At 72.7% G+C, this 23834-nt stretch carries 24 protein-coding genes; 15 read left to right on the forward strand and 9 right to left on the reverse strand.

All coding sequences use genetic code 11. The features are described 5' to 3' along the window. Positions 1-473: 473 nt before the first annotated feature. From V6U77_RS10845 to V6U77_RS10855, 3 genes are all read left to right on the forward strand, one after another. The gene (locus V6U77_RS10845; RefSeq protein ID WP_334606133.1) at positions 474-701 is read left to right on the forward strand and encodes a hypothetical protein; all 228 of its coding nucleotides are present in this window, start codon (positions 474-476) and stop codon (positions 699-701) included. Between the two features lie 25 nt (positions 702-726). Continuing rightward, the gene (locus V6U77_RS10850) at positions 727-1827 is read left to right on the forward strand and encodes a calcium:proton antiporter (RefSeq protein ID WP_334606134.1); all 1101 of its coding nucleotides are present in this window, start codon (positions 727-729) and stop codon (positions 1825-1827) included. A 62-nt stretch (positions 1828-1889) separates the two neighbouring features. Beyond that, complete coding sequence (locus tag V6U77_RS10855; protein ID WP_334606213.1) at positions 1890-2774, forward strand: neutral zinc metallopeptidase; 885 nt, start codon at positions 1890-1892, stop codon at positions 2772-2774. 15 nt (positions 2775-2789) lie between these two features. On the opposite strand, the gene V6U77_RS10860 is transcribed toward V6U77_RS10855, so the two are convergent. Next, on the reverse strand, positions 2790-3338 hold the full coding sequence (locus V6U77_RS10860) for a hypothetical protein (RefSeq protein ID WP_334606135.1): 549 nt from the start codon (positions 3336-3338) through the stop codon (positions 2790-2792). Between the two features lie 183 nt (positions 3339-3521). On the opposite strand from V6U77_RS10860, the gene V6U77_RS10865 reads away from it, so the two are divergent. Beyond that, positions 3522-4175: an HAD family hydrolase gene (locus V6U77_RS10865; protein ID WP_334606136.1), complete on the forward strand. Its 654-nt coding sequence runs from the start codon at positions 3522-3524 to the stop codon at positions 4173-4175. Between the two features lie 50 nt (positions 4176-4225). Here the strand turns inward: V6U77_RS10865 and V6U77_RS10870 are convergent, their stop codons facing one another. The 5 genes from V6U77_RS10870 to V6U77_RS10890 all read right to left on the reverse strand — a co-directional run bounded on the left by V6U77_RS10870 (position 4226) and on the right by V6U77_RS10890 (position 10837). Further along, positions 4226-6775, reverse strand: a complete 2550-nt coding sequence (locus tag V6U77_RS10870; protein ID WP_334606137.1) for an ABC transporter permease — start codon at positions 6773-6775, stop codon at positions 4226-4228. Then, on the reverse strand, positions 6775-7542 hold the full coding sequence (locus tag V6U77_RS10875; protein ID WP_334606138.1) for an ABC transporter ATP-binding protein: 768 nt from the start codon (positions 7540-7542) through the stop codon (positions 6775-6777). The genes V6U77_RS10870 and V6U77_RS10875 overlap by 1 nt, the downstream gene beginning before the upstream one ends. 340 nt (positions 7543-7882) lie before the next feature. Next, positions 7883-8569, reverse strand: coding sequence for a response regulator transcription factor (locus V6U77_RS10880; protein ID WP_334606139.1), 687 nt, complete (start codon positions 8567-8569; stop codon positions 7883-7885). A 25-nt stretch (positions 8570-8594) separates the two neighbouring features. Continuing rightward, complete coding sequence (locus tag V6U77_RS10885) at positions 8595-9791, reverse strand: sensor histidine kinase (RefSeq protein WP_334606140.1); 1197 nt, start codon at positions 9789-9791, stop codon at positions 8595-8597. A gap of 134 nt (positions 9792-9925) precedes the next feature. After that, positions 9926-10837 (reverse strand): RecB family exonuclease, encoded by a 912-nt coding sequence (locus V6U77_RS10890; protein WP_334606141.1) that lies wholly within the window; start codon positions 10835-10837, stop codon positions 9926-9928. Between the two features lie 212 nt (positions 10838-11049). Between V6U77_RS10890 and V6U77_RS10895 the strand changes: the two genes are divergently transcribed. From V6U77_RS10895 to V6U77_RS10905, 3 genes are all read left to right on the forward strand, one after another. Further along, a complete protein-coding gene (locus tag V6U77_RS10895) occupies positions 11050-12147 on the forward strand; it encodes a site-2 protease family protein (protein WP_334606214.1) in 1098 nt (365 codons plus the stop codon). Next, positions 12144-13157, forward strand: a complete 1014-nt coding sequence (locus V6U77_RS10900; protein WP_442934410.1) for a tRNA (adenine-N1)-methyltransferase — start codon at positions 12144-12146, stop codon at positions 13155-13157. The genes V6U77_RS10895 and V6U77_RS10900 overlap by 4 nt, the downstream gene beginning before the upstream one ends. Before the next feature lie 81 nt (positions 13158-13238). Next, complete coding sequence (locus V6U77_RS10905; protein ID WP_334606143.1) at positions 13239-13811, forward strand: hypothetical protein; 573 nt, start codon at positions 13239-13241, stop codon at positions 13809-13811. An 84-nt stretch (positions 13812-13895) separates the two neighbouring features. Here the strand turns inward: V6U77_RS10905 and V6U77_RS10910 are convergent, their stop codons facing one another. Beyond that, positions 13896-14192, reverse strand: a complete 297-nt coding sequence (locus V6U77_RS10910) for a ferredoxin (RefSeq protein WP_334606144.1) — start codon at positions 14190-14192, stop codon at positions 13896-13898. A gap of 177 nt (positions 14193-14369) precedes the next feature. Between V6U77_RS10910 and arc the strand changes: the two genes are divergently transcribed. From arc to V6U77_RS10950, 8 genes are all read left to right on the forward strand, one after another. Continuing rightward, entirely contained in the window at positions 14370-16151 is a 1782-nt protein-coding gene (gene arc, locus V6U77_RS10915) for a proteasome ATPase (RefSeq protein WP_334606145.1), read from the forward strand. Positions 16152-16316: 165 nt separating this feature from the next. After that, entirely contained in the window at positions 16317-17834 is a 1518-nt protein-coding gene (gene dop, locus V6U77_RS10920; RefSeq protein WP_442934411.1) for a depupylase/deamidase Dop, read from the forward strand. Between the two features lie 106 nt (positions 17835-17940). Then, positions 17941-18156, forward strand: coding sequence for a ubiquitin-like protein Pup (locus tag V6U77_RS10925; protein WP_067366797.1), 216 nt, complete (start codon positions 17941-17943; stop codon positions 18154-18156). A gap of 37 nt (positions 18157-18193) precedes the next feature. Beyond that, positions 18194-18865, forward strand: coding sequence for an endonuclease VII domain-containing protein (locus V6U77_RS10930; protein WP_334606146.1), 672 nt, complete (start codon positions 18194-18196; stop codon positions 18863-18865). Then, complete coding sequence (gene prcB, locus V6U77_RS10935; protein WP_192581475.1) at positions 18784-19623, forward strand: proteasome subunit beta; 840 nt, start codon at positions 18784-18786, stop codon at positions 19621-19623. The genes V6U77_RS10930 and prcB overlap by 82 nt, the downstream gene beginning before the upstream one ends. A gap of 61 nt (positions 19624-19684) precedes the next feature. Continuing rightward, entirely contained in the window at positions 19685-20506 is an 822-nt protein-coding gene (gene prcA, locus V6U77_RS10940; protein WP_334606147.1) for a proteasome subunit alpha, read from the forward strand. Between the two features lie 383 nt (positions 20507-20889). Next, positions 20890-22248: a Pup--protein ligase gene (gene pafA / locus V6U77_RS10945; RefSeq protein ID WP_334606148.1), complete on the forward strand. Its 1359-nt coding sequence runs from the start codon at positions 20890-20892 to the stop codon at positions 22246-22248. Positions 22249-22316: 68 nt separating this feature from the next. After that, on the forward strand, positions 22317-22502 hold the full coding sequence (locus V6U77_RS10950; RefSeq protein ID WP_089000436.1) for a hypothetical protein: 186 nt from the start codon (positions 22317-22319) through the stop codon (positions 22500-22502). A gap of 7 nt (positions 22503-22509) precedes the next feature. Here the strand turns inward: V6U77_RS10950 and V6U77_RS10955 are convergent, their stop codons facing one another. Together V6U77_RS10955 and V6U77_RS10960 are read right to left on the reverse strand one after the other, a co-directional pair. After that, positions 22510-23607, reverse strand: a complete 1098-nt coding sequence (locus tag V6U77_RS10955; RefSeq protein WP_334606149.1) for a DUF3866 family protein — start codon at positions 23605-23607, stop codon at positions 22510-22512. A 10-nt stretch (positions 23608-23617) separates the two neighbouring features. Continuing rightward, positions 23618-23806 (reverse strand): hypothetical protein, encoded by a 189-nt coding sequence (locus V6U77_RS10960; RefSeq protein ID WP_334606150.1) that lies wholly within the window; start codon positions 23804-23806, stop codon positions 23618-23620. Positions 23807-23834 lie beyond the last annotated feature (28 nt).

Below are 23834 nucleotides of genomic sequence, written 5' to 3' on the forward strand. Positions count from 1 at the left end.
CGCGGCGTAACGGTGGGGTCGTGCGTCAGGTCGCGTCCTGCGCCGGGCAGGCGCCCGGTGCGCCGATCCGTCCGGTCGCAACGTGGATGCCCCGCTCAACCGCCGGCGTCACCGCAAGGGTGCGGGCGGGGGCCGTGCGGCCGTACGCCTGCGTGAACGTCGCCGCCGTGGGTCGAGCGCGGGCGCCGACGGCACCGGGGCCGTCGAAAGGTGGAAGGTCTGTCCCGGACGGTGGGTCGTGCCGCCGCGAATCGATTGCGGCGGATCGGACGTCGCATGCCCGCGGGCGGAGCCGGCGTGGCGGGCACCTCAGGAGTGGGATGTCGTCGTTTCCGGGATGACCCCAGCCTACGCCTGTCCGGGCCGGTCCGCGCGGCACCGCCCTCCCGGGGACCGCGGCGCGCCCGATCGGCTTTCCGGCCGGGCCGCACCTTCCGACCCGCGACGCCCTCCTGCTGGCGATCGTCGACCACGTGGCCGGCCGGGTCGAGGACGCGATGCCCGCCGCCCTCGACGTGCCGTTCGACCAGGCGACCCCCGCCGCGCGGATCCGCGCCCACGCGCGCCTCGCGTACGGCGGCGAGGCCAGCCGCGCGGAGTACGCGGAGGCCGCCTACCGGCCGGCGCTCGGGCCCTGGTTGCCGTACGCGACCTGTCGTCCCTCGTCGCGTACCCGGTCCCGCCGGTCCGCGCTCGGGTGATCGTCCGTTCTGACAGGGTTGAGGAATGGCCGTGCCGTTCCGTCCGCGCTTGACCGACTGGACCGTCGTCGTCCCGCTGCTGGCGATCCTGGTGTTGATCCTGACCTGGGGGCGTGCGCTGTCCGGTCCCATCGTGGTGGTGGTGGCCGTGTTGCTGGCGGGCGCGGTGCTGGCCGCCGTGCACCACGCCGAGGTGGTGGCCCACAGGGTGGGGGAGCCGTACGGGTCGCTCGTGCTGGCGGTGGCCGTCACCGTCATCGAGGTCGCCCTGATCGTCACGCTCATGATCAGCGGTGGCGAGAAGACGCAGTCCCTCGCGCGTGACACGGTCTTCGCCGCCGTCATGATCACCTGCAACGGCATCCTCGGGCTGTCGCTGCTGATCGGGGCACTGCGCCGCAGGGTCGTGGTGTTCAATTCCGCGGGCACCGGCGGGGCGTTGGCCACCGTGACGACCCTCGCCGCGCTGAGCCTCGTGGTGCCGACCTTCACCACCAGCCGGCCGGGCCCGCAGTTCACCCCGGCGCAGCTCGCCTTCGCCGCCGTGGTCTCGCTCGCCCTCTACGGCCTGTTCGTCATGGTGCAGACCGGCCGCCACCGCGACTACTTCCTGCCCGTCAACAGCCAGGGGCGGGTGCTCGAGACCGGCGGGCACGCCGAGCCGCCGTCGGACCGGGCCGCCCTGCTCAGCCTCGGTCTGTTGCTGGTGGCGCTGGTCGCCGTGGTCGGCGACGCCAAGTCGGTGTCCCCGGCGATCGAGTCGGCCGTCGCCGCGGTGAACCTGCCTCCGTCGTTCGTCGGTGTGGTCATCGCGTTGCTGGTGCTGCTGCCCGAGACGATCGCCGCCGCCCGGGCCGCCCGCCGCGACCGCGTGCAGATCAGCCTGAACCTGGCCCTGGGCTCGGCCATGGCCAGCATCGGGCTGACCATCCCGGCGATCGCGCTCGCCTCGATCTGGCTGGAGGGGCCGCTGCTGCTCGGCCTCGGCGGCACCCAGGTCACCCTGCTCGCCCTCACCGTCGTCACCAGCGTGCTGACCGTGGTGCCAGGGCGGGCCACCGTGCTCCAGGGCGGCGTGCACCTGGTGCTGCTCGCCGCCTTCGTCTTCCTCGCCGCCAGCCCCTGACCGCCGTCGGTTCCCGCACCGCGAGCCGCTGACCACCGCGAGCCGCTGACCACCGCGAGCCGCTGACCACCGCGAGCCGCTGGCCACCGCCCGCCGCCGCCCGCTTCTGGCCGCCGTCAGGCAGGCCCCACCGCCCGTGGCATGAGCGGGTCGGGGCCGGGGTACAGGACCGCAACGCCGACGCCGGGGAGGGCACTGTGACGACGCGTGGGGAACGCCGGCCGCGACGCCTGCTTGCCGGCCTGCTGGTGGCCCTCGTCGCTTCGGCCGGGTGTGTGGTCGGTGGAGTGTCCGAACCAGAGGCAGGGGAGCCCGCCCCGCCGCGGCCCGACGCCCCGACCTCGCCGGGCGCTTCGCAGACCCGGGCCGACGGCACCACCAGCGTCGAGGAGTTCCAGCAGGACGTCAACGACGCGAGGACCATCGCCGAGCGGTACTGGGCCGAGCAGTTCCGGGCCTCCGGTGAGCGGTTCCGGCCGATCCGCCGGATCATCCCCTACCGGCGGGCCGGCGAGGTGTCGTGCGGCCGGCAGCCGCTACCGCGCAACAACGCCGTCTACTGCTCGGCCGGCGACTTCATCGCCTACGACGTGAACTGGTCGGTGGGCGCCTTCCGTCAGGTCGGCGACGCGTTCGTGTTCTACCTGCTCGGCCACGAGTACGCGCACGGCATCCAGGCCCGGCTCGGCATCCGCTACTCGTACACCATCCAGCAGGAGTTGCAGGCCGACTGCATGGCCGGGGCGTACCTCGGCGACTCGGTGCGCTCGAAGGCGCTCAAGCTCGACGACGGCGACCTGGAGGAGTTCCGCGAGGGGCTGCTGGCCGTCGGCGACGCCCCCGACCAGCCGTGGTTCGCCGAGGGCGCGCACGGCACCGCCGAGCAGCGCACCGAGTCGTTCTTCCGCGGCTACGAGCGCTCCCTCGGCGCCTGCGACCTCACCTGAGCCCGCCGGGCAACGCTAGTTCCACCACTGCCGCACCCACACCGCCGCGCCGCCGCCGTTGTCGCCGAGGTTCGGGTCGTTGAAGGAGAAGACCAGCCGCGACGGTTCACCGGCGTTGTAGTAGAGCATGCAGCCGCTCCCGGCGCCGACCGGGAACCACCGGCCCGAGCCGTAGAACAGCCCGGTGCTCAGCACCAGCATGGACCCCGACGTCACCTTGGCGATCAGCGCGTACCGGGGGGCGTCCGGCGCGGGCCAGCCGCTGCCGGCCAGCGGCGGCTCGCCGGCGATCGACTTCTGGGTGCCCCAGTGGTCGATGCGGACCTTGCCCATGGCCGACACCCGGAACACGTCCCGGTCGACCATGCCCACCGGCGAGGGCCACGTGGTGTGCACGTTGCCCGGCGCGAACCAGTCCCGCTCATCCTCGTGCTGGGGGGTCTCCAGGTCGTAGCACCGATCGAGCGGCAGGCTCGCCGCGGCGGCCGGCCCCGCCGGCCAGATCGCGACGACGGCGGCGAGCAGGACCACGGTGCAGCGGGAGACCAGGGATCGGACGCGCATGGCGACCTCCGTGCGAGGACCGCCGTGCCGGCGGCCGGTTGCCCCCGAGTCTCGCGCGCGGGCGCAACCCGTCGGCCAGCTCACCCCGCGGCACCGGGGCGCGCGCCGCCGCCGCGGCGGCTGAGAGGATCCCCGGGTACGCACCCGAGGGAGGACCCGCTGAACAGCCACCACCTGGCCGCCGTGCTCTTCGACATGGACGGCACCCTGGTCGACAGCGAGAAGCTGTGGGACGTCGCGCTGCGCGAGTTGGCGGCGGAGTACGGCGGCACCCTGTCCGGCCCCGCCCGCAGGGCGATGGTCGGCACCAGCATGGCCGCGTCGATGCGGATCCTGCACGACGACCTCGGCCAGCCGGGCCGCGATCCCGAGGACAGCGCGGCGTGGATCAACGCCCGGATCCTGGAGCTGTTCCGCACCGGGCTGCGCTGGCGCCCCGGCGCACTGAACCTGCTGCGGGCCGTGCGGGCGGCGGGCATCCCGACGGCGTTGGTGACGTCCAGCGGCCGGCCGCTGGTCGAGGTGGCGCTGGACACCCTCGGGCGCGACAGCTTCGACGCCATCGTCTGCGGCGACGAGGTCGACGCCGCAAAGCCGCATCCGGAGCCGTACCTGACCGCCGCCCGGCTGCTCGGGGTGCCGATCTCCCGCTGCGTGGCGATCGAGGATTCGCCGACGGGGGTGGCCAGCGCGCTCGCCGCCGGCGCGGCGGTGCTGGCCGTACCGGCGGAGGTGCCGATCGGGCCGCTGGACGGCGTACACCAGATGGAGAGCCTGACCGGCGCGGACCTGGAACTGCTGGCGGCCCTGCTCGGCGCGCCGCCGACCGACGCCTGACGCGACGAGGGGCCCCGCCGGACCGGCGGAGCCCCTCATCGCGCGTCGGATCAGTCGTGGGCGATGGCGCCGAGCACGTTGATCCGGGCGGCCCGCACCGCCGGGAGCGCCGCGGCGACCACCCCGACGATCGCGGCGAGGCCGAGGAAGATCCCCATCTGGGTCCAGGGCAGCACCAGGTCGGTGATCCCCTCGTCCCGCAGCGCCTCGACCACGGCCGCGCCGAGACCGGCGCCGACGACGACGCCGAGCAGCGCGCCGAACACGGAGATCACCACCGCCTCCACGGTGATCATCCGCATGGTCTGCGACCGGCGCAGACCGATGGCCCGCAGCAGCCCCAGCTCCCGGGTGCGCTCCAGCACCGACAGCGCCAGGGTGTTGATGATGCCGAGCACGGCGATCACGATGGCCAGCGCCAGCAGGATCTGGATCATCGTGAGCAGTCCGTCGAGCTGACCGGTCTGCTGCTCGACGAACGCCTCCCGGTCGGCCACCGACACCTCGGGGGAGTCGGCCAGCAGCGCCTCGATCTGCGGCTGCACGTCGGCCACCCGGGTGCCCGGCGCCAGCTGGACGAAGCCCTGGATCGGCTGCGGGATGGCGAAGTCGCGCGCCGCCTCGGCCGGCAGCACCACCGGGTTGGTCAGCTGGGAGCTGGCGTAGATGCCGGTCACGGTGTACGTCCGTGCCTCGCCCCGCGACGTCTGCACCGGCACCTTCGAACCCACCGTGAGGCCGCGCGCCGTCGCGGTGTCGGAGCTGACCAGCATCTCGTCCGGCGCCAGCCGGTCGATGTTCCCGGCGGTGGGTTCGGCCCCGAAGATCTGCCGCAGCGCGGCGACGTCACTGCTCGCCGCGACCCAGGTGCGTCGGCCGCCGACCAGCGCCAGGTCGCCGTACTCGCCGTCGGCCAGGCGCACCCCGGGGATCGCGGCCGCCTTCTCCAGCACGGCCGGGTCGAAGCTCGGCGGCCGGGGGCCGCTCTGCGCCCCGGCGATCACCAGCTCCGCCTTGAGGTTGTCCTGGGCGAGGCCGCCGATGCTGCTCTTCGCCGAGTCCAGGATCACCGTCACCCCGGTGACCAGGGCGATGCCGACCATCAGCGCGGCGGCGGTGATGGCGGTGCGACGCGGGTTGCGCCCGGAGTTGAGCCGGCCCAGCTTGCCCGGCACCGACCAGGCGAAGAGCGCGCCGAGCAGGCTCACCACCGGCCGGCTGATCAGCGGCGTCAGCAGGGCCACGCCGATGAAGGCGAACAGCACCCCGCCGAGGATGGTGGCCAGCGTGTTGCCCCCGGCGTTGCCGGTGAGCCCCAGGGCCAGCAGCGCGCCGCCCACGGCCGTGACGATCGCCCCGGCCACGGTGATCCTGGTCAGCGGGCGGTCGGGGGTGGCCACGTCCTGCATCGCCGCGATCGGCGGGATCCGCGACGCCCGCAGCGCCGGCAGCAGCGCCGCCACCACGGTGATCACGAGGCCGACGGCGAACGCGCCGATGACGGCGGACAGCGGCACGCCGATCCCCGCCAGGGTCAGCCCGCCGGCGAACGTGCTGAACAGGTACGCCAGCAGCGCGCCGATGCCGATGCCCGCGCCGAGGCCCAGCACCGAGGCGACCAGCCCCACCGCGACGGCCTCCAGCACCACCGACCCGATGATCTGCCGGCCGCTGGCCCCGACGGCGCGCATCAGCGCCAGTTCCCGGGTGCGCTGCGCCACGATGATCGAGAAGGTGTTGAGGATCAGGAAGGTGCCCACCAGCAGCGCCACCGCGGCGAAGCCCAGCAGGATCCGGTTGAAGAAGGACAGCGCCTCCTTCATGCCGGCCGCCGCGTCCTCGGACAGTTGCGCACCGGTCTTGACCTCGAAGTCGGCGCCCACCGCGGCGGCCACGGCGTCGCGCAGCGCCTCGTCCGACGTCCCGCTGGCGGCGGTGACGGAGATGTTGCTGAAGGTGTTCGGTGCGCCGAGCATCAGCTTCTGCGCGACCGGCGTGGTGAACATGATCTCGTTGGCGCCACCGATCGAGTCCCGGCCGCCGCTGTAGCCGAACACGCCGACGATGGTGAACTCCTGCTTGGGCTGCAGGGTCAGCACGCCGACCCGGTCGCCGACCTTCACCTTGCCGGCGGTCGCGAGCGCCCTGTTGACGACGATCTCGTCGTCGGCCTGCGGGGCCCGCCCCTCGCGCAGCTGCACCAGGTCGCTCTCGCCGGTCCAGTTCTCACCCAGCTGGGGCGGCCCGAACGAGGCGACCACCTTGCCGTTGGCACCGATCAGCCGCGCCCCGTCGACGCCGACCACACCGGTGGCCTCGGCCACGCCGGGCACCGCCCGGACCTTGTCGAGGGTCGCCGCCGGCACGGGCGCGGCCACCGGCATGCCCTCCGCCTCGCCGACGTCGATCTTCGGCTTGGCGGCGACGTTGACGTCCACGCCCTCGTACGCGTCGGCGAAGATCGCGTCGAACGAGCGGCCGAGGGTGTCGGTCAGCACGAACGCGCCGGAGACGAACATGACGCCCAGCACCACGGCCAGGCCGGAGAGGATCAGCCGGACCTTGCGCGCCAGCAGGCTCTTCAGGGTCGCGCGGAACATCAGGGTGCCACCTCGACCGGAGCGTCCAGCTTCTTCATGGTGTCCAGCACCGTGTCGGCGGTCGGCTCGATCAGCTCCGAGACGATCTGCCCGTCGGCGAGGAAGACCACCCGGTCGGCGTACGCGGCGGCGGTCGGGTCGTGGGTGACCATCACGATGGTCTGCCCGTGCTCGCGTACCGAGTTGCGCAGGAAGTTGAGCACCTCCGCGCCGGCCCGCGAGTCCAGGTTGCCGGTCGGCTCGTCGGCGAAGATCACCTCGGGCCGGGCCACCAGTGCCCGGGCACACGCCACCCGCTGCTGCTGGCCGCCGGAGAGCTGCGCCGGCCGGTGGTCCAGCCGGTCGCGCAGCCCGACCGTGGCGATGACGGTGTCGTACCAGGCCGGGTCCGCCTTGCGCCCGGCGATCGACAGCGGCAGCAGGATGTTCTCCTTCGCCGTCAACGTCGGCAGCAGGTTGAACTGCTGGAAGATGAAGCCGACCTTGTCGCGGCGCAGCTTCGTCAGGCCCGCGTCACCGAGGCCGGTGACCTGCGTGTCACCGATCGACACCGTGCCCCGGGTCACCGAGTCCAGGCCCGCGAGGCAGTGCATCAGCGTCGACTTGCCCGAGCCCGAAGGCCCCATGATCGCCGTGAACCGGCCCCGTTCGAACTCCGCGCTGACCCCCCGCAGCGCGACGACCTGCGCCTCGCCGCTGCCGTACACCTTCCACACGTCGCTCGCCCGGGCCGCGGCCTGCTCATGCCGGCCTACCGTCGCGGTCACGTCATCTACCTCTTCCGTCTGTCTTCGTCCGCGCCGCCCCCGCTGGTCCGGCGCGGCAGTCCCATCATCCGTGCCCGCCGGCGCCGATCCGTCCGACTCCGGTCGGAGCCGTGGCGGATTTCGCGCTGCGGGTGCCCCCCAGTGCCCCCTCAGGGTTGCCCCTGAGTGGGCGACCGCCCGAGGACGCCTCGCGCCGGCCTCGACCGATCCTGCACAGTGACGCCGCGTCAGGGTCAACCACGCGACGACGTCTGCGGTCACGGTAGGTGACGGCGGCAACCGCGCCGCCGTGTCGCGGCGCATCCCCGGGTACGCCGCCCGCGCCGTCGGCGACGAGGTGCTACGCCCGCGGGCGCACCAGGCCCGACTCGTACGCCAGCACCACCGCCTGCACCCGGTCGCGCAGCCCCAGCTTCGTCAGCACGTGTCCGACATGCGTCTTGATGGTGGTCTCGCTGACCGACAACGCCCGCGCGATCTCGGCGTTGGACAGCCCGCGGGCCACCTGCACGAGGACCTCGCGCTCCCGCTCGGTCAGCGCGTTCAGCGTCCGGGGCGGGATGGCCGCGGGATCGGGCAGCGCGTCGGCGAAGCGGTCCAACAGGCGCCGCAGGATCCGTGGCGCCACCACCGCGTCCCCGGCGGCCACCGTGCGGATCGCGGCCACCAGGTCGTCGGCCGGCACGTCCTTGGCCAGGAAGCCGCTCGCCCCGGCCCGCAGTGCGCCCACCACGTACTCGTCGAGGTCGAAGGTGGTCAGGATCAGCACCCGCACGGGCAGCCGGGCGTCGACGATCGCCCGGGTCGCCGCGACCCCGTCCATCCGCGGCATCCGGATGTCCATCAGCACCACGTCGGGCAGCAGCCGACGGGACAACTCCACCGCCTCCAGACCGTCGGCGGCCTCGGCCACGATGTCCAGGTCGTCCTCCGTGCCCAGCACCATCCGGAAGCCGGTACGCAGCAGCGGCTGGTCGTCGGCGAGCAGGATGCGTACCGGTCGCGCCGGCACCGTCGCGTCGGTCACCTGGTTCCCCCGTCCCGATTCTCGCTCACGCCGCCGCGCCCCGGGGTTCCACCGGGATCCGCGCCGACACCCGGAAGCCTCCGCCCGGGCGGGCCCCGGTGCGCAGGACACCACCGTAGAGGGCGACCCGCTCCCGCATGCCGACCAGGCCGTGTCCGATGCGGTCGCCGTCCGGCCCGGGGCCGCGCCCGGTGTCGACGATCTCCACGTCGACCGTGTCCCCGTCGAAGCCCAACAGCACCTCGGCGGTGGCCGTCCCGGCGTGCTTGAGCGTGTTGGTCAGCGCCTCCTGGGTGATCCGGTAGAGCGTCAGCGCCACCCCCTCCTCCAGCGGCCCCGGGTCGCCCTCGACCCGCAGGGTCACCGGCAGGCCGGCCTCCCGCACCTGCTCCACCAACACCTCGATGCCGGCGAGACCCGGCTGCGGGGCCAGGTCGGCGGCCGGCTCGGCGTCGGTACGCAGCACGTCGAGCAGCCGGCGCATCTCCCGCAGCGTCGCCCGGCTGGTCTCCTCGATGGTGGCGATCGCCCCGTCGGCCGCGCCCGGATCCTTGGGCAGCACCCGACGGGCGCCCGTGGCCAGCACCCCCATCACGCTGACATGGTGGGCGACCACGTCGTGCAGCTCCCGGGCGATGCGCCGGCGCTCGTCGGCGACCGCCCGCTCGGCCAGCGAGCGCTGGTTCTCCTCAGCCGCCCGGGCCCGCTCCCGCAGCGCCTCCGTGGAGGTACGACGGGCGTGCACGACGCGTCCCACCGAGTACGACACCGCCCCGACCAGCAGGTTGTTCAGCACCAGATAGGCGGGACTGACGTTGGCCAGCAGTTCGTCGGGCGGCGGGGTGAGGACGCTGGTGACGCCGACCGGGATCCACAGCGTCAGCGCCGCCACGACCCCCGTGCGCAGCGGCCCGGCGACGGCCATCGTGTAGGTGAGCACCATGAAGGTCATGCCCTGCGTGGTCGGCGCCGGGCCGAGCAGGAGGGGCACCGCCAGCGTCGCCACCGCCATCCCGACCGCCGCCCACGGGGCCACCCGTCGCCACGCCACCGGCGCGGCGCACACCACACTCCAGCCCAGCGCCGCCAGCAGGCGCCCCGGCCAGTACTCGCGCGGAGCCAGCGCCGTGAGCAGCACCTCCACCAGCACGAGCCCGCAGGCGAGCAGCGCGTCCGCGGCGAGAGGGTGCCGGCGCAGCCACGCCCGGGGGGCCGAAGTCATGCCGTCGACGCTAGCCGCCGTCGCGCCCGTCTGATCGTCGCCGGCGGTGAGCCGGGCCTCCTTCCTCAGGAGGAGGCCCGCTCATCCCCGCCGACGCCGGGCACCCTGACGCCGGCCGGGCGGGGTCACGCGGGTCACTCGTCGGTGCCCGGCGGCGTCGGGTGCGACCGGGCGTCGCGCAGCGGGTCCGGCGCCGCCACGACCGGAAAGGGCGGCGGCGTGCCCCCGAAGGTCGGGCAGAGCGCCTGGTGGCTGCACCAGTCGCAGAGCCGGCTCGGCCGGGGGCGGAAGTCCTGCTGGGCGGTCGCCTGCTCGATCGCCCGCCACAACGCCACCACCGTGCGCTCGAAGCGCAGCAGCTCGTCGGCGTCCGGGGCGTAGTCGCAGACCTCCGCGTCCTTGAGGTAGAGCAGCCGCAGCACCCGGGGGACCACGCCCCGGGTGCGCCAGAGCACCAGCGCGTAGAACTTGAGCTGGAACAACGCCCGGGCCTCGAACGCCTCCCGCGGCGCGCCGCCGGTCTTGTAGTCGACCACCCGCAGTGCCCCGTCGGGGGCCACGTCGAGCCGGTCGACGTAGCCCCGGATCAACAGCTCCTCGTCGACCACCGCCGAGATCAGACTCTCCCGCTCGGCCGGCTCCAGCCGGCGCGGGTCCTCCACCGCGAAGTAGCCCTCGAGCAGCCCGGCGGCGGAGCGGAGGAACTCGGCCGCCGCCGCGGAGTCGCCGTCGGCGAACAGCGCCGCCAGCTCCGGCTGCTCGGTGACCAGCCGGTCCCACTGCGGGGCCACCAGATCGCCCGCGGCCGACGGGGTGCGCCCGACGGCCGGCAGGTCGAACAGCCGTTCCAGCACCGCGTGCACCAGGGTGCCCCGGGCCTGCTCCATCGTGGGCCGCTCGGGCAGCCGGTCGATGCTGCGGAACCGGTAGAGCAGCGGGCAGGTCTTGAAATCGGCCGCCCGCGACGGCGACAGCGAGGCCCGCACCGTCGCCGGGACCTCGGCCGGGGGCGTGGACTGCTGCGTGGTCACCGGTTGCGCCGTCATGTCCGGAAGGTTAGGACACCGGTGTGACACGCCGCCGTCGCCGCACCGCGCACGATCGCGTCGCGGCGTGGACGCATGACCCCCGCGGCGCCGTCGCAGGGTCCCGTCGCCGCGCCGGCGCATGATCTCCGCCGCGTAGCATCGATCCGGTGGAGCAGACGAGGCGACCGCGCCGACCGGCCGGCCCGCGGGGCGGCCTGAGGGCGGGCCGGGTGTTCGGGGTGCCGCTGCACCTCAACGGCTCGATGGTGCTGCTCACCCTGCTGGTGACCGTGCTCTACGCCGAGTTCGCCCGCCGCGAGCTCGACCTGTCCCAGCTCGCCGGGTACCTGATCGGCTTCGGCTTCGTGGTGTCCCTGCTCGGCTCGGTGCTCCTGCACGAGCTCGGCCACGCCCTCACCGCCCGCCGCTACGGCATCGGTGTGCGCGGGATCACCCTGGAACTGCTCGGCGGCTACACCGAGATGGACCGCGACGCCCCGACACCCCGGATCGACCTGCTGGTGTCGCTCGCCGGACCGGCCGTCTCCGCCGTGCTCGGCGTGCTCGCGGTGGCCGCCACCCTCGCCCTGCCCGACGGCACCCTGGCCAACCAGCTCGCGTTCCAGCTCGCCGTGAGCAACGTCATCATCGCGCTGTTCAACATGCTGCCCGGCCTGCCGCTCGACGGCGGCCGGGCGCTGCGGGCGGCGGTCTGGGCGCTCACCCGCGACCGGCACCGCGGCACCGAGGTCGCCGGCTGGGTGGGCCGTGCCGTGGCCGTCGGCACCGCCGCGCTGGTCGTCCTGCTCACCCTCACCCTCACCCGCGACCTGGCGCCACTGGCGCTGCCACTGACGCTGCTCGTGGCGTTCACCCTGTGGCGCGGCGCCGGGCAGTCGATCCGGATGGCCCGGATCAGCCGCCGCTTCCCACTGATCGACCTGTCCCGGCTCGCCCGACCCGTGTTCGCCGTGCCCACCGGCACCCCGCTGGCCGAGGCGCAGCGTCGACGCGCCGACGGCGACACCCCGGGCGCCGCCCTCGTGGTCACCGACAGCGCCGGACGGCCGGTCGCCCTGGTCGATCCGGCCGAGGCCGAGGCCGTACCCGCGGAACGCCGCCCCTGGTTGGCCGTCGACGCGGTCGCCCGATCCCTGCCCGACCTGCCCACCATGCCGGTGGGGCTCGACGGGGAACGCGTGATGCAGACCGTGCAGACCCACCCGGGCGCACAGTACGTGGTGACCTCAGGCGAAGATGTCGTCGGCATCCTGCACATCACGGATCTGGCTCGGCTCCTCGAACCTCAACGGAAGATGAACACGTGACCGCGACTCCCACCGCCGCCCCGGCCGACCCGGGCACCCCGGTGCCCGCCGACACCCCGGCGCTGCCCCCCGTGCACCGCGGCCCGTTCCGGCCCGGCGACCGGGTGCAGCTGACCGACCCCAAGGGGCGGATGCACACGGTCACCCTGGAGCCGGGCAAGGCGTTCCACACCCACCGCGGCATCCTGGAGCACGACGCGCTGATCGGCCTGCCCGACGGCAGCGTGGTCACCACCACCGGCGGCGGCACGGCGTTCCTGGCCCTGCGGCCGCTGCTGTCGGACTACGTGCTCTCCATGCCGCGCGGCGCCCAGGTGATCTACCCGAAGGACTCCGCACAGATCGTCGCCATGGGCGACATCTTCCCCGGCGCCAAGGTCCTGGAGGCCGGCGCCGGCTCCGGCGCGCTGTCCTGCTCGCTGCTGCGCGCGGTCGGCACCGAGGGCGAGCTGCACTCGTTCGAGGTCCGCGACGACTTCGCCCAGATCGCCCGGCGCAACGTCGAGGCGTTCTTCAACGGGCCGCACCCGGCGTGGCACCTGCACGTCGGCGACGTCGCCGGCTGCGCCGAGACCGGCTTCGACCGGATCATCCTCGACATGCTCACCCCGTGGGAGACCCTCGACATGGTCGAGCGGGCGCTGGTGCCCGGCGGCGTGTTCATCGGCTATGTCGCCACCACCCCCCAGCTGTCCGAGCTGGTCGAGGCGTTGCGCGAGCGTGGCGGCTGGACCGAGCCGCGGGCCTGGGAGTCGCTGGTGCGCGACTGGCACGCCGAGGGCCTGGCCGTGCGACCGGACCACCGCATGATCGCGCACACCGCCTTCCTGGTGTCCGCGCGTAAGCTCGCTCCCGGCGTCACCGCACCGCCGCGGCGTCGCAAGCCCAGCAAGGGCGCCGAGGCGTACGCCGAACGCCGCCAGGCGCTGCGCGAGGCGGAGGCCGCCAAGCAGGCGGCGGTCGCCGCCGCGGCGCAGCAGACGGCGACCGGGGACACGGCACGGCCGTGACGGCGTGGCGGGGCGACGAGGAGTGAACGGACGGATCCCGCCCGCCGGCGCGCGCCGGCGGGCCGGGCACGGGGAGGTGGCATGAGCCGGCCCGGCTTCGGAGGGGGTGACCTGCCGGCGGTGTTTCCGGACTGGTCGCCCTACCAGGACCTCGAATCGGCCGCCAGGGCGTACCTGCGCGACCCCGACGTCGCGCTGGAGGCGCTCGGCGGGGTGCTGCGCGGCGCGTCGGTGCTCGGCTTCACCCTGGAGCGCTTCGTCAACGAGGTCAACGGGGTGTGGCAGGAGGTCGTGGTGTGCGACGGCAGCCGCCTCGTGCTGTGGCACGGCGAGGACGTGCCGCCGGGGGAGGGGCCGGCGGGGTCGATGACCTCGTCGCTGCGGGTGGTGCCGGTCTCCACGGTGACCGAGGTCGGCTGCCGGCGCCGGCTGACCCGCGACGACGACGGTGGGATCCGGGTCGACAGCATCGACGTCTACCTGCTGCTCACCTCGCTGGACGAGGCACCGCCCAGCGACGAGGCGGTGGGCGCGCCCCGGCACGACGCGCTGCGTTTCGGCAAGACCCTCGACGACGGCGGCGCCGGGCAGATCGCCCGGCTGGAGGAGTTCGCCCGCCTGGTCGCCTCGGTGGTCGGCCGCCCGATGCTCTGAGCCGTACGTCCGGTCGCACCGGATGTCGGGCGAGGCCGCCCGGTCGTGTCCTGCCGCGCCGTCGGGCGTGGCAGGACGGGGCCGTCAGTCCTGCTCGGCCTCCGGGCCGGCCACCTCGACGCCGTCGCTGCCGCGCACCACGTGGATGCACTCGCCCGGGCACTCCTTCGCCGAGTCGATCACCTCGAGGCGCAGGTGCTCCGGCACGTCGACCCGGCTGCCCGGCGCCAACCGCAGCTCACCGTCGGAGCCCTTGACGTAGGCGAGCCCGTCGACGTCGAACTCGAAGACCTCGGGCGCGTACTGGACGCACAGCCCGTCACCCGTGCAGAGATCCTGGTCAACCCAGACCTGCAGCTGATCCGTCACGACCTCCGCCACGGCGCACCCCCCATGTTCTCCCGTCCCACGCACCGACGGTACCCGAACGCCCGGACGGGCCCTCCGGGCCACCCTTCGCGATCAAGGTTCGGTGACGAGCGCGTTGCGTGGGACCGAATCGGCCTCATAGCGGCTAGTGTTAGGGCAGAACGTTCAAGCCCCCCGGGGAGGTGGGACGTGGCACGCAGCGACGACGCGGACTCGCGCGCCGCACGGTGGGAGAAGGAGGCCCACGATCTCTCCACGCAGGTCGCGTTCCTTCAAGAGGAACTCGCACTGGTGCGGCGCAAGTTGACCGAAAGCCCCCGACACGTCCGGCAGCTCGAAGAGCGGCTGGCGGCCACCCAGGCACAGTTGGCGCGGCTGACCGAGAACAACGACCGGCTCGTGAGCACCCTCAAGGAGGCTCGCACGCAGATCGTGACGCTCAAGGAGGAGATCGACCGCCTCGCGCAACCGCCGAGTGGTTACGGCGTCTTCCTCGCGCGGCACGACGACGGCACGGTGGACGTCTTCACCGGCGGACGCAAGCTCCGCGTCGCCGTCTCGCCCTCACTGGACGTCGCCGAGCTGCGGCGCGGCCAGGAGGTCCTGCTCAACGACGCGCTCAACATCGTCGACGCGTTCGGTTTCGAGCGGGTCGGCGAGGTGGCGATGCTCAAGGAGATCCTGGCGGGTCCCGACGGCGGTCCGGGTGACCGGGCCCTGGTGGTCTCGCACTCCGACGAGGAGCGCATCGTGCACCTCGCCGACACGCTGATCGGCTCGTCGATCCGGGCCGGCGACTCGCTCATGATCGAGCCCCGCTCGGCGTACGCGTACGAGCGGATCCCGAAGAGCGAGGTCGAGGAACTGGTCCTGGAGGAGGTGCCCGACGTCGACTACACCGACATCGGTGGCCTCCACTCGCAGATCGAGCAGATCCGCGACGCGGTGGAACTGCCCTTCCTGCACGCCGACCTGTTCCGCGAGCACCAGCTCCGGCCGCCGAAGGGCATCCTGCTCTACGGTCCGCCGGGCTGTGGCAAGACGCTGATCGCCAAGGCGGTGGCCAACTCGCTGGCGAAGAAGATCGCCGAGCGGGAGGGCAAGGAGAAGCACACCAGCTTCTTCCTCAACATCAAGGGCCCGGAGCTGCTCAACAAGTACGTCGGCGAGACCGAGCGGCACATCCGGCTGATCTTCCAACGGGCCCGCGAGAAGGCCGGCGAGGGCACCCCCGTCATCGTGTTCTTCGACGAGATGGACTCGATCTTCCGCACCCGCGGCTCCGGCGTCTCCTCCGACGTCGAGAACACCATCGTCCCGCAGCTGCTCAGCGAGATCGACGGTGTCGAGGGGCTGGAGAACGTCATCGTCATCGGCGCCTCCAACCGGGAAGACATGATCGACCCGGCGATCCTGCGGCCCGGCCGACTCGACGTGAAGATCAAGATCGAGCGACCGGACGCCGAGGCGGCCAAGGACATCTTCTCCAAGTACATCCTCTCCGGGCTGCCGCTGCACCCGGACGACCTGGCCGAGCACGGCGGCGACCCCCAGGCCACCGTCGCGGCGATGATCGACGCGGTCGTGCTGCGGATGTACTCGGAGACCGAGGAGAACCGCTTCCTCGAGGTCACCTACGCCAACGGCGACAAGGAAGTCCTCTACTTCAAGGACTTCAACTCCGGCGCGATGATCCAGAACATCGTCGACCGGGGCAAGAAGATGGCCATCAAGGAGTTCCTCACCTCCGGACGCAAGGGCCTGCGCCTGCAGCACCTCCTCGACGCCTGCGTCGACGAGTTCCGGGAGAACGAGGACCTGCCCAACACCACCAACCCCGACGACTGGGCCCGCATCTCCGGCAAGAAGGGCGAGCGGATCGTCTACATCCGCACGCTCGTCTCCGGCGGCAAGGGCGCGGAGGCCGGTCGGTCCATCGAGACCGCCAGCAACACCGGCCAGTACCTCTGACGGACACCCGCACGGGGCCCGCGACGCGACGCGTCGCGGGCCCCGTCCCGTCCGTGCCCGTCCCTCGCCCCGCCGCCCCGGGCCGGCGCACCCCCTTCCGTCGCGCGGCGGACTACCCTCGAAGGTGACGGGGGACCGGGTCGGGCGAGCGAAGCGGGTAGGTCGATGAGCGTAAGACGGATCATGGGCACCGAGGTCGAGTACGGCATCTCCGTTCCCGGCCAGGCCGGGGCCAACCCCATGGTCACCTCCTCCCAGGTGGTCAACGCCTACGGGGCGCGCCCGGAACTCAACCGGGGCGGCCGCGCCCGCTGGGACTACGAGGAGGAGTCGCCGCTGCGCGACGCGCGGGGCTTCACGTACTCCGGGGCCGCGTACGACCCGGCCGAGGCACTCGCCGACGAGGACCTCGGGCTGGCCAACGTGATACTGACCAACGGGGCGCGGCTCTACGTCGACCACGCTCACCCGGAATACTCCACACCCGAGGTGACGAACCCCCTGGACGTGGTGCGCTGGGACAAGGCGGGGGAGCGGGTGATGGCCGAGGCGGCCCGTCGCGCCGCCACCATCCCGGGCACCCAACCGATCAACCTCTACAAGAACAACACCGACAACAAGGGCGCCAGCTACGGTGCCCACGAGAACTACCTGATGCGCCGCCAGACCCCGTTCGCCGACATCGTCGCGTACCTGACGCCGTTCTTCGTGACCCGGCAGATCGTCTGCGGCGCGGGCCGGGTCGGCATCGGCCAGGACGGCGGGCGCAGCGGCTTCCAGATCTCCCAGCGTGCGGACTTCTTCGAGGTCGAGGTCGGCCTGGAGACCACCCTGAAGCGACCGATCATCAACACCCGCGACGAGCCGCACGCCGACGCCGACAAGTACCGCCGGCTGCACGTCATCATCGGCGACGCGAACCTGTCGGAGATCTCCACGTACCTCAAGGTCGGCACCACGGCGCTGATCCTCACGATGATCGAGGAGAAGGCCCTCGGGGCCGACCTCGGCATCGCCGACCCGGTCAACGAGCTGCGTGCCGTCAGCCACGACCCGTCCCTGTCGCACCTGATGCGCCTGCGGGACGGGCGGCGGCTGACCGCCCTGGACCTCCAGTGGGCCTACTACGAGCGGGTCCGGTCCTTCGTGGACGAGCGCTACGGCACCGACGCCGACGCCCAGACCCTCGATGTGCTCGACCGCTGGGAGGGCGTGCTGGACCGGTTGGGCCGCGACGTCATGCTCTGCGCCGACGAGCTGGACTGGGTGGCCAAGCTGCGGCTGCTGGAGGGCTACCGGGAGCGTGAGCAGCTCGGCTGGGGCTCGCACAAGCTGCAACTGGTCGACCTGCAGTACTCCGACGTCCGGCCGGAGAAGGGCCTCTACCACCGGCTGGTCTCTCGGGGCGCGATGAAGACGCTGCTCGACGACGAGCAGACCCGTACGGCGATGACCGAGCCGCCGGAGGACACCCGGGCCTACTTCCGTGGCCGCTGCCTGGCCCAGTACGCCTCGGAGGTCGTCGCGGCGAGCTGGGACTCGGTGATCTTCGACGTCGGCCGGGAGTCGCTGGTGCGGGTGCCGATGATGGAGCCGGAGCGCGGCACCCGCAAGCACGTGGGCGCGCTCTTCGACCGCTGCCCCAGCGCGAAGGACCTGCTGGAGACCCTCACCGGCGGCTGAGGCGTCGTCGCCGATTGCCCGCCGTGTGCCGAAGCCGGCGCGCGGCGGGCTTTTCGTCGCCTGCGCGAGGTAAGTTGATCGCAGGGCGATCGTGGAGGAGGCAGCAATGGCCACTCGTGACAGCGGCGGGCAGTCGCAGTCGGGCAAGTCGCGTCAGGGCGAGGAGATCGAGGACGTCACCACCGAGGCGAACCCGGAGGTGGCGGAGCGGCACGCCGAGATCACCGAGGACGTCGACGACCTGCTCGACGAGATCGACTCGGTCCTCGAGGAGAACGCCGAAGAGTTCGTGAGAGGATACGTACAAAAAGGAGGCCAGTGATCATATCGGGTTGAAACAGACATGTCGGTTCCGCTTGATGATCAGAATGGCCGACGCCGTTTGCCGCGACTGCAGAGACTGGAAGCCGCTCGATGAGTTCTGCGCGAGCAGCAAGCGTCCCAGCGGTCGCGGCAGCTACTGCAAGCCGTGCTTCAACGCTCGCTCCAAGGCGAGCTATGCGAAGCGAGTGAAGGAGCGGTATGACCGTGAGGTGAAACCACCCCGGACGGTTCCGGACGGCCATCGCTTCTGCGCCGACTGTGGAACCGTCAAGCCCGTGGCCGACTTTCCTCGTAACGGTTCCGACAGCTCGGGCTACGCCTCCTATTGCAAGCCGTGCCACAACCTCCGGACTCGTGAGACCAAGCAGCGGCTCTACGGCGGCAGTGGCGAATACCACCTGCGGCGGCGCTATGGCGTCGGCGAGAAGGAGTTCCAGGAGCTCCTGGCCGAGCAGGGCGGGGTCTGCGCGATCTGTGGCACCCCGGACCCCCAACATCTGGACCACGATCATCGCACCGGATGGGTGCGCGGGATATTGTGCTTCAACTGCAACGGTGGTCTCGGCCAGTTCCGTGACGATCAGTCGCGGCTGGCGGAGGCGATCACATATCTGAGAGGAACCACGTGGCAGCGGGTTTTGATCCATCCGGGCGTCTACCAGATGTGTTCACCAACGCGGGGACGTCCTCCTTCACCTCGTTCCTGAGCAAGGTGGCCCCCGAGATGCTGCCCGGCCGCCGGCCCCTGCCGCCGGGTATGGCCGCCGACATGGCGCCGCACGCGACGACCATCGTGGCCATCTCGGCCGCCGGCGGTGTCGTGATGGCCGGCGACCGGCGGGCCACCATGGGCAACCTGATCGCCCAGCGCGACATCGAGAAGGTGCACCCGGCCGACGCCTACTCCCTGGTCGGCATCGCCGGCACGGCGGGGATCGGCATCGAGCTGATGCGACTGTTCCAGGTGGAGCTGGAGCACTACGAGAAGATCGAGGGCGCGATGCTCTCGCTCGACGGCAAGGCCAACCGCCTCGCCTCGATGATCCGCGGCAACCTGGGCGCCGCGATGCAGGGTCTCGCGGTGATCCCGCTCTTCGCCGGCTACGACCTGGCCGCGAAGGACCCCGCGCGGGCCGGGCGCATCTTCAGCTTCGACGTCACCGGCGGCCCCTACGAGGAGACCGGCTACGACGCGATCGGTTCCGGCTCGCTCTTCGCCCGGTCGGCGCTGAAGAAGCGCTTCCAGCCGGGGCTCTCCATCGACGAGGCGGTCCGGCTCGCGGTCGAGGCGCTCTACGACGCGGCCGACGACGACACCGCGACCGGCGGTCCGGACCTGATCCGGCGGATCTACCCGGTGGTGATGACGGCGACGGCGGAGGGCACCCACCGGCTCACCGACGAGGAGATGTCGGCGATCGCCGAGAGCGTGGTCTCCGGCCGGATGGAGAACCCGGGCGGTTGATCCGCTCCCGCCCGCACCAGTCAGCAGCCGTCAGCACAGCGCCCTAAGGAGAACCGCCGCCGTGGCCATGCAGTTCTACGCCTCGCCCGAGCAGATCATGCGCGACCGCTCCGAGCTGGCCCGCAAGGGCATCGCCCGGGGCCGCAGCGCGGTGGTCCTGAGTTACGAGGGCGGGGTGCTCTTCGTCGCCGAGAACCTCTCCAGCGCCCTGCACAAGGTCAGTGAGATCTACGACCGGATCGGCTTCGCCGCCGTCGGCCGCTACAACGAGTTCGAGAACCTGCGCCGCGCCGGGGTGCGGATGGCCGACCTCAACGGCCTGAGCTACGACCGGCGTGACGTCACCGGCCGGGCCCTGGCGAACGCGTTCGCGCAGACCCTGGGTGCCATCTTCACCGAGCAGTCGAAGCCGTTCGAGGTGGAGATCTGCGTGGCCGAGGTCGGCACCACCGCCGAGGACGACGAGCTCTACCGGCTCACCTACGACGGCTCCGTCAACGACGAGCCGGGCCGGATGGCGATGGGTGGGCAGGCCGAGGCGATCACCGGCGTGCTGAAGTCCCACCACCGTCCGGACATGTCGCTGGGCGAGGCGGTCAAGGTCGCGATGCAGGCGCTGAGCAGCGTCGGGGGAGAGGGCGGCGCCGCCCGGACCATCGCCGCCAACCAGCTGGAGGTGGCGGTCCTGGACCGGCGCCGGGTGGGGCGGACGTTCCGGCGCATCACCGGGGCGGCGTTGACCTCGTTGCTCGACGGCGACAAGGCCGAGGAGCCGGTGTCGGCGCGCCCGGAGACGCCGACGTCGCCGAGCGAGGAGGCGAAGAAGCCCACCACGTCGGCCGGCTCGGCGGACCTGGAGGGGCAGGAGACCCCCGAGGCGTAGCGGAGCACCACCGGGAGGGTGGCTCGGAGTGTCTACACGCCCGAGCGCCCTCCCGGGGGTGTCGGGTCGGGCCCGCCGTCGCGTACGCCATCGGCCCGGCCGTCGGTGCGCCCGTCCACGTCCGTCGGTCCCGCGACCTTCGGCCGCCGACGTGGGCCGGCTGCGGCTCCGCCACCCCGCCGCCCGACCCGGACACCGTCCGTCGCGGCTCCGCGGCGCCCAGCGTCCAACCGGGACGTCGCACACGTACGGGTGCGCCTCGTCGCCGCCGTGCCGCCGGGACCGTCGCTGCGGTGCCCTCGGAGCCGATCGTCACCGATCCCGTGTGAGACCGGCACGGTGTGCGGTGCCCATCTGGGGCCTCGGGCGGCTAATGTCTCATCATGGAGCGGCGAATCTTCGGCCTCGAGACCGAGTACGGCGTCACCTGCACCTACCGTGGGCAGCGGCGGCTGTCCCCCGACGAGGTCGCCCGATACCTCTTCCGCCGCGTCGTGTCGTGGGGCCGGTCGAGCAACGTGTTCCTGCGCAACGGCGCCCGGCTCTACCTGGACGTCGGCTCGCATCCGGAGTACGCCACGCCGGAGTGCGACTCGGTGGTGGACCTGGTCGCGCACGACCGGGCCGGCGAGCGGATCCTGGAGGGTCTGCTCGTCGACGCGGAGAAGCGGCTGCACGACGAGGGCATCGCGGGCGACATCTACCTGTTCAAGAACAACACCGACTCGGCCGGCAACTCCTACGGCTGCCACGAGAACTACCTGGTGTCGCGGCACGGGGAGTTCGGCCGGCTGGCCGACGTGTTGATCCCGTTCCTGGTCACCCGGCAGTTGATCTGCGGGGCGGGCAAGGTGCTGCAGACGCCGCGCGGGGCGGTCTACTGCCTCTCGCAGCGTGCCGAGCACATCTGGGAGGGCGTCTCGTCGGCGACGACCCGGAGCCGGCCGATCATCAACACCCGCGACGAGCCACACGCGGACGCGGAGCGCTACCGCCGGCTGCACGTCATCGTCGGCGACTCCAACATGAACGAGGTCACCACGCTGCTCAAGGTCGGCACCGCCGACATCGTGCTGCGGATGATCGAGGCCGGGGTGGTGATGCGGGACCTGACGCTGGAGAACCCGATCCGGGCCATCCGCGAGGTCTCGCACGACATCACCGGCCGGCGCAAGGTGCGACTGTCCTCCGGCAAGGAGGTCAGCGCGCTGGAGATCCAGCAGGAATACCTGGCCAAGGCGACCGAGTTCGTGGAGCGGCGTGGCGGCGACCAGACCGCCAAGCGGGTGGTGGAGCTGTGGGGCCGGGTGCTGCACGCGGTGGAGACCGGTGACCTGGAGCCGGTGTCGCGGGAGATCGACTGGGTGACCAAGCTGCGGCTCATCGAGCGCTACCAGCGCAAGCACGACCTGCCGCTGTCGCATCCGCGGGTGGCCCAGATGGACCTGGCCTACCACGACCTGCGTCGGGGGCGGGGCCTCTACGGGCTGCTGGAGCGGCGCGGCGAGGTGGACCGGGTGGCGACCGATCCGGAGATCTTCGAGGCCAAGGAGACGCCGCCGCAGACGACCCGGGCCCGGTTGCGTGGGGAGTTCATCCGGCACGCCCAGGAGAAGCGGCGCGACTTCACCGTCGACTGGGTGCACCTGAAGCTCAACGACCAGGCGCAGCGCACCGTGCTCTGCAAGGACCCGTTCCGGGCGTACGACGAGCGGGTGGAGCGGCTGATCGCCAGCATGTGACGGCGCCGCCGGCCCGGTGCGGTGCCCAGCGCCGTCCGGGCCGGTGGGGCCGGTAGGCTGACCGCGCCATGACGACTTCCGAACCTCCCGAGAGCGGCCGCCAGCGACAGAACTGGGCCGAGCGCCGCCGCGAGAAGATCCGCGCCGAGATCGAGCGCAACCGGCGCGGCGAATACACGGTGCCCACGTGGGTCCTCGCGCTCGCGCTGGTGCTGATCGTGGGCGCCTGGCTGGCCCTGATCTTCCTGGTGTAGCCGCTGCTCACGCCGGTCGGCTGCTCAGCAGGCGCGCGGCATGCCGGCCGGCCGCGGCGGCGGCCAGGAAGTAGGCGTGGTCGGCGTCGAGACCGCGGCCCATGGTGGACAGCGGCACGGGCGCGGCCCGCAGCGCGGCGTCGAGCCCTCCGGTCGGCACCCGCACGAGGGTGTGCCGGGCCGCGAGTGGCGCCAGCGCCGCGTCCACCTCGCCGGCCAGTTCCGGGGCCAGGCCGTCGGGCACGACGAGCTCGACGGGGGCGAGGGCCACCCGGCCGTACGCGGTCAGGCTGTGGTGCGACACGCCGCGGTGGCGCGGCCGGGGGTCGGCGTCGGAGATCCGCAGTGATCCGATCGGGCGCCCGCCCAGCGTGGCGACGGCGTTGACGGCCTCGCCGACGGCCACCCCGGAGAAGCCCCAGCGGGTGCCGGTGCCCAGGTTGCCCGGCCCCTGGGCGACGATCGCGACGTCGGCGCGCAGGACGTGCCGGGCGGCGAGCAGCCCGCTGTGCACGGTGGCCGCCTCCAGGTCCCCGCCGAAGGACTGGCCGACGGTGACGGTGCCGACGAGGTGGTCGCGCAGCCCGGCGAGCGTGCGGGAGAACCAGGCCGGCAGCGCCCCGCCGTCGGTCAGCAGGTACGCCACCCGGGCGGCGGGGGCGTCGGCGTGGATGCCTGCCAGGATCGCCGGCAGCGCGGAGTGCAGGTCGGCGGTGACGACGGGCAGGCCCGACAGGTCGTCGGCGGCGGCCATGACCTCCCGGTGCGGGGAGGCCTCCTCGTCGACGCCGAGCAGGATCGGCTGCAGCGGGGTGTAGCGGGCCTTGACGAGGTGGCCGGCGTCGCGGCTGTCGAGGGTCTGCGGCGGGTCCGGCGGCAGCCGGTCGGGCACCGCCACGACCAGGGCGTACCCGCCGGTGCCGAGGCCCATCAGCAGCGCGCCGGCGTTGAGTAGCACCCGGTCGCCGGGCTCGGGCCGGCCGACGAGGGCGGGGTAGGCGAGGGCGCGTAGGGTGCCGCCGTCGGGCAGGGCGACGTCGAGCTCCATCGCCCCGGTCCACTGCCGCCGCAGCGCCGTCACCGTTCCCGACCGCCATCGCACCATGCCCGGCACGCTAGCGTCGCCGTCCGCGGCGGGCGCGCCCGGGGCGACGTACCCGGTCGGCGGTCGGTCGCGCGGGGTCCGGCCCGCCGTCGGCGGGCAGGCCGGCGAGTTCGTCGCGCGGCCGCTCGGGCACCGCCCGGCCGAGCGGCAGCGGGATGTCGCTGCGGGCCCCGACGGTGGCCACCACGGGCAGCAGCACGCGGGTCGGCGGGCCGCCGGGCGAGCGG

The sequence above is a fragment of the Micromonospora sp. CPCC 205546 genome (assembly GCF_036902715.1).
Classification (GTDB): Bacteria; Actinomycetota; Actinomycetes; order Mycobacteriales; family Micromonosporaceae; genus Micromonospora.